Origin of the sequence: Cryobacterium sp. Y82, from assembly GCF_002929495.1 — a bacterium.
GTDB lineage: Bacteria > Actinomycetota > Actinomycetes > Actinomycetales > Microbacteriaceae > Cryobacterium > Cryobacterium serini.
Genome location: NZ_PJJJ01000019.1, coordinates 11,670 through 28,040, shown reverse-complemented (window position 1 = coordinate 28,040; position 16,371 = coordinate 11,670). Strand labels below are relative to the sequence as shown.

Below are 16,371 nucleotides of genomic sequence, written 5' to 3'. Positions count from 1 at the left end.
GTCAGTTTGTCGGACGGGCCAGCAGGAGCTGTTCGAGCTCAGCCAACTGCTCAGTCCGCCGGTCAGATCCAGCCAGGTACTGTGCTAGCACAGGCTGGATCGACAAGGCCCACAACGAGCGCAGCGGCGCGAGCGGCTTGTCTTTGGCATCCCACAGGTACTTGCCGCCGTTACGGCCGTGGCGCTTGTTACGCCATTCGCGCCCGAGGAAGTACGGCAAATCACCGAACACGGCCGCTCCGAGTTCGTACTCAGACCCTAGCTCGGGCAGTTCGCCGATCCGTGTGTTCAACCGGGTGATACACCCGGCAAGCTCTTTGAGCTGGGGCTCAGCCTTCTCCCGGTCAACCGCCACGGACTGCTCGATCCATTGCGCCTTCCAGATCGAGAACAGGTCCTCCTCGTCGTACGGCGTGGCGAACCAGAAAAAGCGGCGACGCAGCGCGAAGTCCAGGGCCTCGACCGACTGGTCGATCTCGTTCATTGTGCCAATGATGTAGAGGTTTGCAGGGATCATAAAGCGGATCGGATGACCGTCGTCATCCTCGGCGAACAGCTCGAGCTCGGTGTCGCGCTTGTCGCGCTCCATGGCGCTGAACGCCTCGCCGAACATTGTGCTGAGGTCAGTGCGATTGATCTCGTCGAGGATCAGTACGTGCGGCAAAGCATGTTCCCCAAGCTGCTCTCGCTCGGTACGCATCCGCTCGACCAACCGTGGCAGTGCGCCGAGCTGGTGGGTTGTCCCACCGTCGGCATCGAGCCGAAGTCCGACCATGAACTCTGCATAGCCGTAGGACGGGTGCATCTGAAGGCGCGTCACATTGGCGGCGACGGCCAGATTAACAGCCTTGGGGTCGTTGAAGTACTCACCCACACCCCACCGTTGCAAGGCCGCGGTCCGGATCAAGCTCTCGGCCAGCTTCCCCGCACGATAGGTTTTGCCGGTGCCGGGCGGCCCGTAGAAGACGATCTGCTTCTTGAACTCCAGCGCGAACGCCGGGTTCAGTGACTCATTGTCCCCGGACCTGGCCGCAGGACGCCAGATTGGTTCGAGATCAGAGCTGTAGTAATCGCGGCGGCTTTCATCCCACTCCGGCAGTCTTTGCTTCAGCGTCTGCCGGATCGAATACAGCTTCTCGTCTGGGCCAACGTCTGGGCCACTGGTGTCGAGCTCGCTAAACGCCTTGAGCACGAGTTCCTTGTGCTGGTTCGAGGCGATCCGCTCGAAGTGATCGGGATAAAGCAGGTGGCACACGATGTGGCGCATCGCGTCGCTCTGTCGCTCTCCGGCTTCGGTGAACTGTGCGAACTCCCAGGGGTTATCGTGCAGCAGCCCGGCCCGTTCCTCGGGTGACTTCTGCTTCAGACGCAACGCAAGATCCATCAGATAACCAACATGGATGTCCTGACGGGAGGTGTAGTACTGGCCAGGATTGGCAATCCAGCTCTGCAGCGCCTGGTACGCCCCGCTGTCGCGATTCACGTGCAGCTCTGGATGATCAGGTCCGATGGTCTTATTGATCATCTCAAGTTTTCGGTCGGGGCCGACCGAAACCGTGACCAGGTAGTAGACCAACAGGCACTCCGCCGCTAACAACCTGACTTTGTCGGTGGCATCTTCGAGTTGCAGTTCCCATTTGCTCTCGAAGCTTCCGCCACCCTCGTCACCCTCTAGAACGTTGCCCCAGAACTTCGTGTTCAGCTCGGTTAGCTCGAGCTCTGACCAGGCGTCCGGATACTCATCGGGATGCAGTAGAGAGGCGTCCCCGATCAGCGAGCCCTCGCGCCAACGAGCGCACAGTTCGTCAATGGGCCGGCGGTCACGTTCAGAGAAAAGAGCCATGACTTATGGTCTCATCCCAGACGCTGTCAGGTTTTTATGAAGCAATCGCACGGAAGCGTGCCTAGTTCGGTTCGCAGGATTAAATGCAGGAAGTATCGCTTCAGTAAGGGCGCCCCGTCCAAGAATTATCCCCAATTGCAACAGTGCAGAGACAAGCGATCCTTTTACACTCGACTTTGCGCTCGTTTCTGCGAGCTGAAGCTCCAGGCCGTAGCGAACTTCTCTGACTGCCGCAATCGCATTTCTCGAGTGTTCAGCAACGCTCTTGGCAACGCAGGCGGCGTGGAACCCATTGCTGATGTCCGCACAATTCGAATTTATTCGAGCTGACTCGGCGAGGAGGTGTCGCAGTGCGTTCGTTACTTGAGTGAGATCATCCGATTCCTCTGACACTTTCGGATTCAAGGGAACGAAGTTATCCCGCGCGTTTCCTTCTTTCCACATACCGTCTAGGAAAACTTCGAAGGCGACTAGGTGAGGCCCACTGACGACGATTCGAATATTGCCCACGGCGATGCAGCGGGACTCCGAGATCGTGAATACCCGTAGAAGGGGAACAACTCTGATAACGCTGGGCGATTCACTCTCACCAAAGGCAGGGGGCTAATGATCGAATACGCATCGACGAGCCTCGACTTCCGCGCCAGCGGCCATACAAAAGCATTTGAGATCTGGCTGAAGTCGGTTAGTCCTGATCGTCCCCAGAGGGATCGGCCCGGAGCCGGAACGCGACCCACAGACCACGTCGACGGCAGATAAAAACCGTGTCATTCAGGGGCTTGTAGCCGGCCGCGCGGATAGACGCGACCGCAACACGAGCAGAAGAAGTCTGAAGCGTTAGCCATGCGCTGAGAGCGCTGCTTCGATTTGCTGCTGGGTCGGAGCTCCGGCCAGGCCGTTCGGGGTGAGATAGATGCGGCAGGCGAGATCGGTGGTTCGGCCATCCGTCGGGAAGAGATCAACACCGTCGACGAGGATCGTCGGGGATCCGGCAAAAAGGACTCTTGCGGCCGTCTCGGAAGAATCGACCAGGGTGTATGTGATCTGTGCGTTCGAGGGCATCGCGTTATCAACGGCGCGCTGCAGTCGATCGAGGGTCAGCTCGGAGTTCGGGCAGCCGGCAATGTGGAGTAGCTCGATTGTCGCCATGGTATTCCCTCTCTGCACAGGGCCAGCGAAATCCGTTTCGACCCCTGACCCAATTCTGTCACCACTCGCCGTGAGCGGTTCAACTCCCCCTCCTCGCGAAGTCCCCACCGCGGCAACCGATGGATGCCCGCTCCCGGGTAAGTCCCGCTACATTTGTCATGACGTCGCACAAAGGGGTTGGATTTTAAGATGGATCCCTCGGCGTCGCCTATCCCGCTTGCGAATGAAACGGTGCTTGGGGTCGAGCCGCTGGGGCAGCCCGGCGTGAGGACGCAGAGCTCATTCCCCTCCGGGTCGGTGAGAACTTTCCACATCGACCGACGGACGCCGGGTCCGGTATGACCATCGCCGGGGGGTCAACGTTGCTCACGCCGGGACCCTCACTGGACACGCCCCAGCCGAGTGCCTCCGCCCAGAAGCGGCCGAGCGCCGAGTCATTCCGAGCCTTGAAATTTACCTGAACCAATCGCAGCGCCAAGGCGACCACGCCTATTCGTGGGAGACATCCGACACCAGAAGCCTTCTGGAGCTCCACCTTGCGCTGCTCTTGATCATTTTCCTAAGCACTCGGAATACCGAGGCCGAACTCGGCTCGTCCGCGTCGGTCAAGATCTCTCCTCGGCCGGCGCCCGTCTACGACTCGTGGACCCTCTGCCAATGTGGCCTGATCTGGATCGGCGGTACGGCTAGCGGGCCACGCGGTGCCGGAGGTAGACGATTCCCGACGCAAAGGTGCGGCTATCGACGAGTTCGAGATCGACGCGCCGCTCCCGACGGGGGAAGAACGGAATGCCCCCTCCAACCAGCACCGGATAGACCATGGCCTGATACTCATCGATCAGGTCGAGAGCGGCGGCCTCGGCGGCGAGAGTGGCGCCGCCAATGGCGATGTCGCCCTCCCCCGGCTCGGCGCGTAGCAGCTCGATCTCTTCCGCGACGGTGCCGGAGGCCAGGCGGGCATTGCCCTGCACTGCCGACAGCGTGGTGGAGAACACCACTTTGGAGAGCGGCTTCCAGAGCGCATTCCACTCACGGTCGGCAGCGACGAGCGATGCTTCCTGGTCGGCTGACTCCCAGTACAGCATGGTCTCGTACAGTCTTCGTCCCAGCAGGTGGACACCGACCTGTCGAATATCATCGATCCAGAAACGGAAGACCTCCTCGTCGGGCGCTGTCCAGTCAAAGTTGCCGTCCGGCCCGACAATGTAGCCGTCCAGTGAAACGCTCATGGAGCAGGTCACTTTGCGCATTGGAAATCCTCCTCGGTAATGCGTTCGACGATACGCCGGACGCCGCAGAACGCAACGCGATTTGCGGGATCCCGCGACCGCCCAACTTCGTAGCAGTCGCCGTCGCAAGCGCGACGCGACGCGTTGACGCGAACCGCATGGAGGACTGCATGCGCGTCGACGAAGTCACGGCGGATCCGACGACAGTTCACCGCCGGGGATCGTGCGAGAGAGAGCCTGCAACCGCGTGGCTTGGCAGCGTTATATGTGTAGAATTCCGGTTAAATTTCGGGGGCGTTCGTGCAGGCTGCATGTTGCTGTTTGCAGACGTCAAGATTGCGTTTTCGGAGACTCTTGCGTAGGTTGCAAGTAGAGGATGAATTGACAGAAAGGATTGGAATAATGCAATCTGGTGAGGCTCAGTCACGTCTGTCCGCGCTGTCCGCTCGGCGACGTCGCGCGTGATCGACGAGTCCATCAACAAAGTTCTATACCCTCTTCAGCGGTTCAAGGTGATGGGCTTCCTGTGCCAGGTTGAGAAATCGAACTATGCATCGCTTGGTGAGTTCACCAGCCTGAGCATCACTGATATGTCCAAGACGATACGAGTGCTCAGAGAGAACGAGTACGTCCTGGTAGGCAAAGAACGCCGTGAGCGATACTCCGAAACTATTGTGCGAAGTACTGAGCTCGGGCGCCGCGAAATGGTACAGCTCATTCGCGCACTTAAAAAGTACCTATAGCCGATCTGCTCGGCGCTAATTTGAGCGAAGGGGAGACGCTCGCGTCACTACATGTGGCGATGCTGGCGGCCACTAACTACTTCCTTGCTTCGCCGTCAATTCGATGCGGTCGAAGTCGCGCCGACTGACGATCGGGAAACCGTGTTCCCTGTCAAAGATATGACCCTCGTGGTTACGGAACGCGACACGCGCCACGACGGGCACCGAACGATCCCTCCGATGTGGCCTTCTTTCGATTCCCGGCGAAACGGGAAACCATGCGTGTCCCTATGGCTGCCACCGAGACACATCGGGAGCACCGGCAGTCGCGTCAGTATTATGAAGTTGTTCGTCTGTTTGGGGTTGCTCCGTAGCTCCCGGCTGCCTCACTGATCTCTGGAGCCCGATGCGACACTTCACCCTCACCCAGTTACGGTACTTTGCCGTCGTCGCGGAGTTGGAAAGCATGACTCAGGCCGCCGCCCGGCTGCTCGTGAGCCAGTCTGCTATTTCTACAGCCATGGTGCAGCTGGAGCGAACGCTCGGTGCCCAACTATTCCTGCGCAGCCCCTCGGCCGGACTCAAGCTGACCCCGACTGGGCGCACGTTCGCGCTTGACCTGAAGGGGTTTCTCGACCATGCCGATTCCTTGTTCGAGTCGGTCTACGGGGCCACCGAGACTCTCTCCGGCGAGCTGACCGTCGGTGTGTTTTCGCCGCTGGCATCGTTTCGGCTGCCGGCCATTCTCAAGGCGTTCGAGGCTACACATCCCGGCGTCGACGTGACTTTTGTGGAGGCTGACCTCGCTTTGCTCCAGACGGCGCTCCGTGAGGGCCGCTGCGACCTCGCGCTCCTGTACGGTCACGGCCTCGGCACCGGATTCACCAGTCAGGTGCTCGAGCGGGTTCCCCCGCACGTCATCGTTCCCGAGGGCCATTGGGCCGCGAACATTCCGGGTCAGGAGATTACCCTGCGCGACCTCGCCGGCGAACCCCTAATACTGCTAGACCTGCCGCACAGCCGGGAATACTACGAGGGCTTGTTCACCCTGGCCGGGCTGGTGCCCGCTGTGCGCCATCGGTTCGCCGGGTACGAAACCGTGCGTTCCTTCGTAGCCCAAGGCCACGGTTATGCGCTGCTCAACCAACGGGTTTACAACGATGTGCCGTACTCCGGCGGCCGTGTCGTTCCCTTGCGCCTGATCGACGAGTTTCCGCCGAGTGAGGTCATGCTCGTGCGTCTCGACAGCGCCGTGCCCACCCGACGTGCGCTGGCCTTCGAGGAGATCTGCCGGCGATTGTATGGTGCGACGTGGTCATAGGTCATCACCAAAATCAATGCGCTCGGCCATGAGAATCAATTGGACACGGGTGTTTCCAGACGCGCAAGCTTGACCACAATCAGTCGCAGTCTCGGCACCGCTCGTTCTTGACCGGGATATGACTGATCGTGATCAAGGAGGATCAGTGCTTGAGCAAGCAATTCATGCGTCGCCCCGGTTACATGCCAGCGGATGCGCCGTAATATGACCGGCACGCGGCCCCTGCCGAGATTACAAGTCAGAAACTCAGCGGCGATCGCCGGCATCGTCGTGTTCGTACAGTGGATTTCATGACCACGAACCGAGCCGCCGCCACGATCAGTTCGCCGGTCGAAACCGCTCCATCGAAGAAGATTACCGGCCTCCAAAAGCGCGTGCTGCTCGGCGGCAGCATCGGGCAGTTCATCGAGTTCTACGATTTCACCCTCTACGGCCTGACAGCCGTGATCTTCTCCCAACTCTTCTTTCCGAGTTCGGATCCGATCTTTGCCCTGCTGGCCACCTTCGCGACCTTCGGCGTAGCGTTCGTCGTGCGCCCGCTTGGTGGCCTGTTCTTCGGCGCTCTCGGCGACAAGATCGGGCGACGCAAAGTGCTCGCCATCACCCTGCTCGCCATCGGTACCGCGACCGCGTGCATGGGTTTGCTGCCGACCTTCGGGCAGATCGGCGTCTGGGCCCCACTGCTATTACTGCTCCTGCGGCTCGTGCAGGGTTTCTCGGCCGGCGGCGAATCGGTCGGTGCCCCCTCGTTCGTCTTCGAACACGCACCGATTGACCGCCGCGGTCTCTGGCTGAACATCACTATCGCAGCCACCGCGCTTCCGTCCGTGTTCGCTGGCACGATGATCCTCATCCTCAGCCAGAGCATGTCCGACGAATCGTTCACCGCGTGGGGTTGGCGCCTGCCGTTCTTGCTCGCCTTGCCGCTGGCTCTGTTCGGCGTATGGATCCGCAGCAAGACCAGCGAGAGCAAGTCGTTCACTGAGGCCCAGGCCACCAAGACCAAGGAGTTCAGCCCGGTCAAGGAAACCTTTCGCGAAAATAAGCTGCGCATGGTGCAGGTCATCTTCGTGATGGGCCTCACCGCTATGGGCTTCTACTTTCTCTCGGCCTATTTCGTGGCGTACGTGCAGACAACGGGCAATCTCGGCCGCGAGCAGTCCCTCCTTGCCAATGCGGCCGCCCTCGCCTTCTATGCCGTGCTGTTGCCGATCGGGGGGCGCATTGGTGACAGGTTCGGTCGTAAGCCGATGCTGATCGCCGGATCAGCCGCGATAGCCGTTCTCGCCATCCCGAGCTTCATGCTCGTCACGAGCGGCAGTCTGCCACTTGCTCTCCTCGGCCAGATGCTGTTCGTGATTCCGCTGTGCATCTACGGTGGCGGCTGCTACACCTTCTTCGTCGAGATCTTCACGACCAGAACCCGCTTCACGAGCGCCGCCGTGAGCTATAACGTCGGCTACGCCATCTTCGGCGGAACCGCACCGCTCGTCGGTACCGCCCTCGTCGCCAGCTCGGGCGTTGCGTTCGCCCCGGGCTTCTACATGGCCGGCGCCGCCGTAATCGTGTTCCTGCTCGTGACCCTCACCAAGGTGCCGGAGACGCGGGGGCGTCTGGGCTAAAGCGTTGCAGCATCCGTCCACGCCCTATCCGTTTTCTTTTGAAGGAGCACAAATGTCATCTGCTGACTTTCTGACCGACTTTCACCACGTTGCCACAATCGGGGCCACGCCCCATCACGGTGTCGACCGCCAGGCGGCAACACCCGAAGATGCACAGAGCCGCGCTTGGTTCTCGAAATGGGTCACCGACGCCGGGTACACCCTGCACGTAGACGGCATCGGCAACATGTTCGGGCTGATCGAGTGGACTCCCGACGCCCCTTTCGTGCTCGTGGGCTCACACCTCGATAGCCAGCCGCTCGGCGGGCGCTTCGACGGAGCCTACGGCGTGCTCGCGGCGCTACACGCCGCCCGCAACGTCGACGAGCTCATCACAAACAGCGGCACGGCGCCGCCATTCAACCTCGCCGTCGTGAACTGGTTCAACGAAGAGGGCGGCCGTTTTGCGCCGAGCGTCATGGGCAGCAGTGTGTTTGCTGGACTTTTCGACCAGGAGAAAATGCTCGACGTGACCGACCTGGCCGGCGTGACCGCCCGTGCCGCCCTCGCCGAAATCGGCTACCTCGGCACCGACCCCCGCCCCGTCACGGTGAGCTACGCCGAAATTCACATTGAACAGGGTCGCATTTTGGAACGCGAGAAGATCGCGATCGGGATCGTCGACCGCAGCTGGTACACCCAGAAACTTGACATCGAGGTGCTCGGCGAGCAGTCCCACACCGGGGCGACCGCCATGGTCGACCGGCGCGACGCCCTCGTCGCCGCCGCCAAGATTATCCTCATGGTGCAAGAAGTCACCACCGACTTCGCTGACGAGGCCATCGTCTCGTCCATTGGGCAGCTGACGCTCGAACCCAACTCCCCGATCGTCGTTGCCCGTCGGGTGCGCCTGATCGCCGACCTGCGTAGTGGTGACCCGCAAATAGTGCAGACCGCCCGCGCAATCTTGCTCGAGAAGATCGCCGCCCTCGCCGTTGAACACGACATCCAGATCAACGTGACCGACTTCGATATTCGTCCGATCAGGTATTTCCCCGAGAACGGCCTGCAACTTGCTGAGCAGGCCGCCGCGCGTTCTGGACTCTCCACCCTCCGCATTCAGACCATGGCCGGCCACGACTCGGTCGCGATGAACACCAGCGTTCCCTCAATCATGCTGTTCATTCCGAGCATCGACGGTGTCTCGCACTGTGAACGCGAATTCACCACGGATGCCGACATGGTCGCCGGACTCGCGCTCCTAACGGAAGTCGCCACTGACCTGGTCAACGGGGCTTTGGTCGATCCGACACGCTCGCCCGCACTCACCTCGACGACGTCTGCTGGGGCCTGATGGTGTCCGACACGACAACGCTGAGTGACCTGCATTACCTCGGCGCGAGCGAGGCCCTCGACCTGTTTCGGTCGCGCGACCTGTCACCGGTCGAGCTGCTCGAAGCTGTTCTACAGCGCATCGACGCGGTCAACCCGCAGATTAATGCGTTGACCGAACAGCTGGTAAACGAGGCACGCGAGTCTGCCCGAAACGCCGAGCAGCGGTATCGATCCGGCGGTAGCCTCGCCCCGTTGCTCGGCCTTCCTATTGCTGCGAAGGAGAAGCATTCCCTTGCCGGGCATGTGCTGAGCAACGGGCTCGTCGACCAGCGTCACGTTGTGGCGCACGCGGATCATCCGGTGATCGGTCGTATCCGCTCGGCTGGCGGCATCGTGCACGCTCGCACCGCGACGCCCGAATTCTGCTGTGCCACAGTGACCCACTCGCCGCTCTGGGGTGTCACTCGCAATCCGTTCAACCTCGAGCTCTCCCCCGGCGGCTCTTCCGGTGGCTCCGGCGCTGCCCTCGCGGCCGGCTTTGCGCCGCTCGCCACCGGCTCGGACATTGCCGGATCGACCCGGTTACCGGCGGCCTTCACCGGAACGGTCGGGTTCAAGGCGCCGTACGGCCGCATCCCGGGCGTCGCGCCGCTCTCCGCCGATCACTACCGCGGGGACGGCCCGATGGCCCGTACCGTAGCCGATGCCGCCCTGCTCGCCAACGTGATGACCGGCCGTCACCCGGACGACCATGCCTCGCTCGCTGCCGCCGAACCGTTGCCCGGCGCTTGGGCATCGGTCGTGGGCCTGCGAATAGCGCTTTGCATTCGCTTGGGCAACTACCGGGTCGACCCCGATGTGGAGTCCAACACCCGCGCGGTCGCCGCCGCGCTGCAGAGTGCCGGCGCGATCGTCGAAGAAGTCGAGCTGCCCTGGACCACGGCGGAGATCCACCGAATTTCGTTTACACACTACGGTCATATTTTGGGTCCGGCGATGGAAGACGCGACCCGTGGGGCCGAGAGTCAGCTCGCCGCTTACACGGTGCAGTTCATGGCGGATGCCCGCGCTGCGGCCGCCGACACCCGCTTTCTCGACGGCCTCACCGCCGAAACTCGGATGCAGAGCGAGCTCGCGGCGGTAATGAACGGCTTCGACGCACTCATCTGCCCGACCTCGGCGGCGGCCGCACTGACCGCGGACGGGGACTATCTTGACGGCATTTCGGTCGGCGGCGAGCACCTCGAGCATTACTGGCAGGGGCACATGACGGTGCCGTTCAACATCGCCAATTGCTGCCCGGTGCTCGCTGTGCCTAGCGGCATGGCCAGCTGTGGCATCCCGACCGGGATACAGATAGTCGGGCATCCGTTCGATGACGACATGGTCTTTCGAATCGGTGTTGCCGTCGAAAAAGTGCGCCCCTGGGCCCACCGCTACGCGCAGATTGGCAGCTGACCGCTCTCAGCAGGTTGAGAGCGAGGGCTCGATCTCCCTCACTCAGATCATGGCCATTCTGATAATGCGCGACCGACGCCAACTACACCACTGCTCTCTTAGGCGCCCGAGCAGGCCTAGTGATACTGACATTCTGTCGAGGGCTGAGGTCCAGGCGCCGTGCGGCACTGTGAGCGCTCGCACGGGCCTGGACCTCAGTTGTGAGCCTGATGCCTGCCGCTAGTGCAGGACTCCACAGGCAGCCGGGTCGGTCGCCTCGGCGGGGAGGGTGGGGTCAAGCTCGCTTGCACCCTCGGGGTCGCTGAGGTTGTACGTTCCGTTGCCGTCGTAGTCGATTCCGTGGATCACGACAACACCTTCACCATCACGGATGGCTTCAGCAATCTGGGCGGCGGTGCCGAGCCCTCCGGCTCGCGGATATCCGGTTCCCGCCACGTCCGTAAAGCGGATGTTGGTCCGGAGGTAGTTGTAGGAACCGTTTTTCGAGACGGGGAACCGAGAAACATCTAGAAAACTGGCCGGCGTGGTGTCTCCGCTGGTGTTCAGGGACACCACAACGGGTCCATAGGCCGGAACACCCTCGACGGTGTTCAGCCGTCCATCTCCGTTTTTGTCCAACGCCAGCGTGGGACACTCGTTCACGGCCTGTTCGCCATAGTGGATGTGCTGGGCGTGAGGAGCATCGGGCGACAAACCCTTCGCTCGGATCCCGATCGCTCGGATTGTCTCGCCGCGAACGACGGCGAACGCCTTCCCCGACGCGCCTGAATTGTTCAGTTCCGTAAGGTGCGCGGTGAGCACCACGTTACCGCGCACCGATTTTGGGACATGCGCTGACGCCGGCGCAGCACCCATCGACACGGCGATTAGCGCCGCTGCACTCAAGCCAAGCACCAGTTTGATGTTCTTCTTCACGTTTCACTCCTTTGTGACCTCGCACATCGGGACGATCCCGAAGGCTAGATGAGACAATGTCAGTTCGTAGCCCTAAGCCAATTGGATTGGCACTATTCACTTGCACTCACGCATCCCTGCGGCGAAGGGTATCCGGAAATCGGGATTCCAGTGGTCGTTGCCGACTTTGTCCGCAGTTTGCGTATGCCTTTTTCATCGTCACAGCGGGAACTGGGCTCTCAAGCGGTGCACTACTTGAGCATGCCCCTGTGGCATCCATGCAGCGGCGTGGCTGAGTCTTTAAGCCTGAAGCTCACGGCCAGAGCAGTGTCGCATCCAAGTTCTCCAGAAATACTCCGCCGAACGCGCGCGAGTCGATCGATACAGCGTGGTTGTCACCGATTACAAAGACATGACCCGACGGAATGTACACCGGGCAAAGATGGGGACTTCGCCGAAGTGCTCGATCCACGAATCGAGCATGGTGAGGCCGGCAGCTTTGGCCGCTCGGAAGCCGTATTCCTCATCGAAGGTGACGGTCGGGGAGCGCACGGACAGAGGCTTGACGATGTGGGTCGACGGATACCCTTCGAGGACCTGAAACCAGTGGCCACCTGTCGAGCGAGCACGATCTTGTCTTGCACCCCGGCCAAGGACGTGCGCCCAGATCTCGGACGGTTCCCGAGGGGTGCGGCCTGCGTGTTGATGAGCATCCGTCCGACCGTGTCCGCATCAGCCGAGGCCAAGGCTAAAAGTCTCGATGGCATTCCTCGCCGTGACGAAATCAAAAGTGCGACGGTCCGTGCCGAACAGATGCCCGACCAGCTCGCCGTAAAGTTCCACGCGCCAGTCACCCACGGGGCTCGTCCAAACTGTCGTCGCGGGGCTCACCGGCGCCGTCATCGACCTCCATATACATTCGAATACCGGTCCCCCGCATGATCGCGAAGATTCGCTCGAGCACAATGGTGTTCTTGCTATGTCCCAATTGGGATCTTTCCGTGGGCGTTCGCTGCCTGCGTGGATCGTCACAGTCCTGACTGACTTCTTCTTATGGAATTGCTCGTCAACGCCCCACCAAAGGTAGCCATGAGCTCATCTGTTCTAAAGCACCGCGCTGCTGAAGTAGCTCCAAGCTCAGAACGTGAAAGTGTTCGAGGTGAATCAACCAGAGCGAGCACTGCGGCGCAAAGCCGGGAAAACAGATGCCGTTGATGCTGAGTCCGCGGCCCGGGCAGTCACCGCCGTCCGGTCCTTGGCCACGCCGAAATCCAGTATCGGCGCCGCCGAAGAACTATGCCAAATGCGTTTGGTGAAATCGTCAGCAGTGAAGGCACGAACACCCGCATCCGCCACCTCACCGAGCAGCTCGGCTGCTTGAAAAGGGCCGGAGTTATGCCTCCCGCTGGTTGAGATTTCGACAAGCTCGATCCGACGCCTGCGCAGGTCAGAGGGCTGCGGCGACCTGGGCGGCGACAGTGTCTGTGGTTCCGGTGCCGCCGCAGTCGGGGGTGAGCCGCGTGGGCGTGGCCGTGACGGTGCCGAGAGCGCGAAGCAGGTCGGCTGCGGCGTCCTGCTCCCCCAGGTGCTGCAGCATCTGCGAGACGCTCCAGATAGTGGCGATCGGGTTGGCGATGCCTTGGCCCGCGATGTCGGGCGCCGATCCGTGCACAGGTTCGAACATCGACGGAAAACCGCCGTCAGGGTTGATGTTGGCCGAAGCGGCGAACCCGAGTCCGCCCTGAATGGCCGCTCCGATATCGGAGAGAATGTCGCCAAACAGGTTGGACGCGACGACAACGTCCAGGGTCTCCGGGTGGGTCACGAATCGAGCCGCGATGGCATCGACGTGATACCTCGTGACGGTCACGTCGGGGTACTCGGCGGCGAGTTCGTCGGTCACGTCGTCCCAGAACACCATCGTGTGTTTCTGTGCGTTCGATTTTGTGACCGACGCGAGTCGACCCGAGCGCGAGCGAGCCTGCTCGAACCCGTAGCGAAGGATGCGCTCGACCGCTGCCCGCGTAAAGATGGCCGTCTCAACCGCGACCTCGTTCTGGGTGCCCCGGTGCACGCGTCCGCCCGCACCGGAATATTCACCCTCGGTGTTTTCACGAATCACCAGAATGTCGAATTCGGATTTGCGCAAGGGCCCGGTGATGCCGGGAAGCAGCAGGTGCGGGCGCATGTTCACGTACTGATCGAATCCCTTGCGGATGGGTAGCAGCAGCCCATGCAACGACACCGAGTCCGGCACCTGCGCTGGCCACCCCACCGCCCCCAGCAGTACCGCATCGTGCGAGCTCAGCTGCTCGAGGCCGTCATCGGGCATCATCGCTCCGGTCTCGAGGTAGCGAGCGCACGACCAATCGAAGCTCGTGTGACGCACCGAGAAACCGTGCTTGTCAGCCACCGCCTCCAGCGGCACGAGAGCGGCCGCTACGACGTCAACGCCGATGCCGTCACCTGGAATGAGCGCGAGCGAATACTCAGACATGGGTGACCTCCCCTAAGGTGCCGTTATCGGCGAGGGGCGCAATCCTGTCGTGTCGTGCATCGACCATGAGTTCTCCTTTAGTGGGGGGTTTGGGATAGCGATAAACTCGCGGAATGGCAGGCAAAGTAGCGTCGAACAGTCCGTTGCTCGTGCTGGCGAAAATCAGCACCATCCTCGACGCGTTCACGTTTTCGACTCCGGAGCGGTCGCTGGCCGATCTGCGCACCGCGACCGGGCTGCCGGCGTCGACGGTGCAACGCCTGGTCGCCAATCTCGTGCAGAGCGGGTTTCTCGACCGCCACGGCGACCAATTTCGCATCGGTCTGCGCATGGCGACCTGGGCGGGATCCGCATTCCACGGTCTCGACGTGGGTGAGTTGGCGCAGCCCGTGCTCGCCGCGCTGAGAGATGAAACCGGTGAAACCGCGTGCCTGTTCATCTCTACGCGAGAGCTACGCGTGTGCGTTGCGATGGCGGAGAGTCGGCACAGCGTGCGACGCGTGATCGCCCTCGGCGAAGTGACGCCGGTGAACGTCGGGTCTTCCGGCCGGGTGCTGCTGGCGTGGAACGACGAGCTCGCGACCCGGGTGTTCGAGCATCCGCTGCCTGCCTTGACGCAAGAGACGATTGTCGATGTCGACGAGTTGCGCCGATCCCTCGTCACCGTGCGCGAGCGCGGCTTTGCGTACACCGTCGGCGAACGCACGTCGTCGGTGAGCAGTGTCGCCGCACCGGTATTCCAACACGGCGGCTCGCTGTTCGGAGCCCTGAGCCTGCTCGGTCCGAGTTCGCGCATGACACCGGATGTCGTCACCCACCTCACTCCGTCGGTGGTCGCGGCCGGCGCCCATCTGAGCCGAGCCCTCGGTTCGGCGGTCACAGCACCAGACTGAGCAGCATCGTGAGGCCGAGTGCGATCACGGAGGCAACGGATACAGCGAGGGTGCAGGTTTTGAAGGTGCCACGCGTGGACTGGTTGAGCGAGCTCTGAAGCAACCAGAACGTGTTCGAGGTGACGTGAACGACGAAGAGCGATCCGGCGGCGGCGGCGAGAGCCACGAGCACCGGGGCAACGTCAATCTCGCTCATGACCGAGGCGAGCAGTCCCGCGGCGGTGATGGCTGATATCGACACCGATCCGATGGCCATATGAAGCACGGCAGCGACGACCCAGACGAGCAGCAGCGGAGCGACGGTCGTGGTGGTGAACAGCGCCCCCAGGATCTCGCCGATGCCCGTTGACGCTACGGCCGCTGCCAGGGCGCCGCCCGCACCGGTGAGAATGAGAATCTGGCCCGACTCCCGAAACCCGCGGGAGACGGCCTTGTTGACTCGTTCGGCACCAATGGTAAGCCGCGCCACGAGGCTCGTGCCGAGTAACCCGACCAGCAGGGCGAAGACCGGCGCGAAAACGATGCTGATCGGGCCGAGGTCAGCATCCGTCGCCTGCACAATCGCGCCGGTGGCAACGAACAGCAGTGACACGATCATGGGCGCGAAGAGCAGCGCCAAAGCGGGCTCACGTGTCGGCTGCTGCACACGGGTTCGCACGCGGGGCGGGGCGCCAACCATGGCGACGGCCGAGGTATAGCCCGTCGCCGGCCGGGTAGCATACTCATCGTCGGCGTCTTCGTCAGCCTCCGTGTCGGTGATGGTTACAGATTCATCGCGCTCGGGATTCCAGAAGCCGCGGTCGAAGGCGAAATACATCACGAGGAGTGTGAGCAGGACGGTCGGCACGGTGACCACCACGCCACCGAGCAGCATCATGCCCAACGGCACGTCGAGAAGGCCCGCCAGGGCGAGGGCACCCACGCCTGGCACGATCATGACGAGGCCGCATTCGAGTCCCACGGCGATGGCGGTAGCGACTCGGGCGGTACCCGTGCGACCGAGGCGTGCCGCCATCCGTCGCCCCAAGGGTGCGCTCATAACGAGCAGAACGTCGATATAAATTGACGGCAGGGCCACAGCGAGAGTTGTCGCAAACGCGTAGGGTACCCGACGTGCGCCGAAGATGCGCAGGAGCCCGTCTACCAGGCGCTGGATGGCTCCCGCCTCGCTCAAAATGGCGCCGATCAGCACGCCCCAGGCGATGAGCAGGCCGATCTCGGCCATGATCTCGCCGAATCCAACGGTGACGATGCTCGCCGTTTGCGTTACGTCTCCGCTGGCAACCAAAGCAATGGCGCCGGCCCCGATGACCAGCGCCACGGCCGGGTTCAGGTGCACTTTGACGATCAACACGACCATTGCGGCGATCACCCCAGCGGTCACCGCGATTACTGCCCAGTCGTCCATAGCGTTTCTCCTCATCGTTGA

At 62.0% G+C, this 16,371-nt stretch carries 15 protein-coding genes; 6 read left to right on the top strand and 9 right to left on the bottom strand.

The window, feature by feature from the left end:
• Position 1: 1 nt before the first annotated feature.
• The 3 genes from CXY70_RS01400 to CXY70_RS01385 all read right to left on the bottom strand — a co-directional run bounded on the left by CXY70_RS01400 (position 2) and on the right by CXY70_RS01385 (position 4,242).
• On the bottom strand, positions 2–1,843 hold the full coding sequence (locus tag CXY70_RS01400; protein WP_104190616.1) for an McrB family protein: 1,842 nt from the start codon (positions 1,841–1,843) through the stop codon (positions 2–4).
• A gap of 837 nt (positions 1,844–2,680) precedes the next feature.
• The gene (locus CXY70_RS01395) at positions 2,681–2,992 is read right to left on the bottom strand and encodes a thioredoxin family protein (RefSeq protein ID WP_104190615.1); all 312 of its coding nucleotides are present in this window, start codon (positions 2,990–2,992) and stop codon (positions 2,681–2,683) included.
• Positions 2,993–3,678: 686 nt separating this feature from the next.
• Positions 3,679–4,242: a dihydrofolate reductase family protein gene (locus tag CXY70_RS01385; protein ID WP_104190614.1), complete on the bottom strand. Its 564-nt coding sequence runs from the start codon at positions 4,240–4,242 to the stop codon at positions 3,679–3,681.
• A 494-nt stretch (positions 4,243–4,736) separates the two neighbouring features.
• On the opposite strand from CXY70_RS01385, the gene CXY70_RS01375 reads away from it, so the two are divergent.
• The 5 genes from CXY70_RS01375 to CXY70_RS01355 all read left to right on the top strand — a co-directional run bounded on the left by CXY70_RS01375 (position 4,737) and on the right by CXY70_RS01355 (position 10,658).
• A complete protein-coding gene (locus CXY70_RS01375) occupies positions 4,737–4,964 on the top strand; it encodes a transcriptional regulator (RefSeq protein ID WP_104190637.1) in 228 nt (75 codons plus the stop codon).
• A 385-nt stretch (positions 4,965–5,349) separates the two neighbouring features.
• The gene (locus tag CXY70_RS01370; RefSeq protein ID WP_104190612.1) at positions 5,350–6,264 is read left to right on the top strand and encodes a LysR family transcriptional regulator; all 915 of its coding nucleotides are present in this window, start codon (positions 5,350–5,352) and stop codon (positions 6,262–6,264) included.
• A 290-nt stretch (positions 6,265–6,554) separates the two neighbouring features.
• Complete coding sequence (locus CXY70_RS01365; protein ID WP_104190611.1) at positions 6,555–7,886, top strand: MFS transporter; 1,332 nt, start codon at positions 6,555–6,557, stop codon at positions 7,884–7,886.
• A gap of 52 nt (positions 7,887–7,938) precedes the next feature.
• Positions 7,939–9,219, top strand: a complete 1,281-nt coding sequence (locus CXY70_RS01360; RefSeq protein ID WP_104190610.1) for a M20 family metallo-hydrolase — start codon at positions 7,939–7,941, stop codon at positions 9,217–9,219.
• Positions 9,219–10,658 (top strand): amidase, encoded by a 1,440-nt coding sequence (locus tag CXY70_RS01355; RefSeq protein WP_199183333.1) that lies wholly within the window; start codon positions 9,219–9,221, stop codon positions 10,656–10,658. Before CXY70_RS01360 ends, CXY70_RS01355 begins: the two co-directional genes overlap by 1 nt.
• Positions 10,659–10,877: 219 nt before the next feature.
• Here CXY70_RS01355 and CXY70_RS01350 read toward each other — a convergent pair whose 3' ends face one another.
• The 5 genes from CXY70_RS01350 to CXY70_RS01345 all read right to left on the bottom strand — a co-directional run bounded on the left by CXY70_RS01350 (position 10,878) and on the right by CXY70_RS01345 (position 14,049).
• Positions 10,878–11,573, bottom strand: a complete 696-nt coding sequence (locus tag CXY70_RS01350; protein WP_104190609.1) for a hypothetical protein — start codon at positions 11,571–11,573, stop codon at positions 10,878–10,880.
• Positions 11,574–11,865: 292 nt separating this feature from the next.
• Positions 11,866–11,985: a S26 family signal peptidase gene (locus CXY70_RS18125; RefSeq protein ID WP_233205666.1), complete on the bottom strand. Its 120-nt coding sequence runs from the start codon at positions 11,983–11,985 to the stop codon at positions 11,866–11,868.
• Entirely contained in the window at positions 11,955–12,104 is a 150-nt protein-coding gene (locus CXY70_RS17685; protein WP_158250877.1) for a hypothetical protein, read from the bottom strand. Before CXY70_RS17685 ends, CXY70_RS18125 begins: the two co-directional genes overlap by 31 nt.
• Before the next feature lie 180 nt (positions 12,105–12,284).
• Positions 12,285–12,455, bottom strand: a complete 171-nt coding sequence (locus CXY70_RS17680) for a hypothetical protein (RefSeq protein WP_158250876.1) — start codon at positions 12,453–12,455, stop codon at positions 12,285–12,287.
• Between the two features lie 544 nt (positions 12,456–12,999).
• The gene (locus CXY70_RS01345) at positions 13,000–14,049 is read right to left on the bottom strand and encodes a tartrate dehydrogenase (RefSeq protein WP_104190608.1); all 1,050 of its coding nucleotides are present in this window, start codon (positions 14,047–14,049) and stop codon (positions 13,000–13,002) included.
• 113 nt (positions 14,050–14,162) lie between these two features.
• Here CXY70_RS01345 and CXY70_RS01340 point away from each other — a divergent pair, with 113 nt between their 5' ends.
• The gene (locus CXY70_RS01340) at positions 14,163–14,942 is read left to right on the top strand and encodes an IclR family transcriptional regulator (protein WP_104190607.1); all 780 of its coding nucleotides are present in this window, start codon (positions 14,163–14,165) and stop codon (positions 14,940–14,942) included.
• Here CXY70_RS01340 and CXY70_RS01335 read toward each other — a convergent pair.
• Positions 14,926–16,350, bottom strand: coding sequence for a GntP family permease (locus tag CXY70_RS01335; protein WP_104190606.1), 1,425 nt, complete (start codon positions 16,348–16,350; stop codon positions 14,926–14,928). The two genes, CXY70_RS01340 and CXY70_RS01335, sit on opposite strands and share 17 nt — an antisense overlap.
• Positions 16,351–16,371: the final 21 nt, after the last annotated feature.

Bases quoted from the DNA above. Each gene is read 5' to 3' on its own strand.
- CXY70_RS17680 (WP_158250876.1), bottom strand. From the start codon at position 12,455: ATGACGGCGCCGGTGAGCCCCGCGACGACAGTTTGGACGAGCCCCGTG.
- CXY70_RS01365 (WP_104190611.1), top strand. From the start codon at position 6,555: ATGACCACGAACCGAGCCGCCGCCACGATCAGTTCGCCGGTCGAAACC.
- CXY70_RS01395 (WP_104190615.1), bottom strand. From the start codon at position 2,992: ATGGCGACAATCGAGCTACTCCACATTGCCGGCTGCCCGAACTCCGAG.
- CXY70_RS01385 (WP_104190614.1), bottom strand. From the start codon at position 4,242: ATGCGCAAAGTGACCTGCTCCATGAGCGTTTCACTGGACGGCTACATT.
- CXY70_RS01335 (WP_104190606.1), bottom strand. From the start codon at position 16,350: ATGGACGACTGGGCAGTAATCGCGGTGACCGCTGGGGTGATCGCCGCA.
- CXY70_RS01345 (WP_104190608.1), bottom strand. From the start codon at position 14,049: ATGTCTGAGTATTCGCTCGCGCTCATTCCAGGTGACGGCATCGGCGTT.
- CXY70_RS01400 (WP_104190616.1), bottom strand. From the start codon at position 1,843: ATGGCTCTTTTCTCTGAACGTGACCGCCGGCCCATTGACGAACTGTGC.
- CXY70_RS01355 (WP_199183333.1), top strand. From the start codon at position 9,219: ATGGTGTCCGACACGACAACGCTGAGTGACCTGCATTACCTCGGCGCG.
- CXY70_RS01370 (WP_104190612.1), top strand. From the start codon at position 5,350: ATGCGACACTTCACCCTCACCCAGTTACGGTACTTTGCCGTCGTCGCG.
- CXY70_RS01360 (WP_104190610.1), top strand. From the start codon at position 7,939: ATGTCATCTGCTGACTTTCTGACCGACTTTCACCACGTTGCCACAATC.
- CXY70_RS01340 (WP_104190607.1), top strand. From the start codon at position 14,163: ATGGCAGGCAAAGTAGCGTCGAACAGTCCGTTGCTCGTGCTGGCGAAA.
- CXY70_RS01375 (WP_104190637.1), top strand. From the start codon at position 4,737: ATGGGCTTCCTGTGCCAGGTTGAGAAATCGAACTATGCATCGCTTGGT.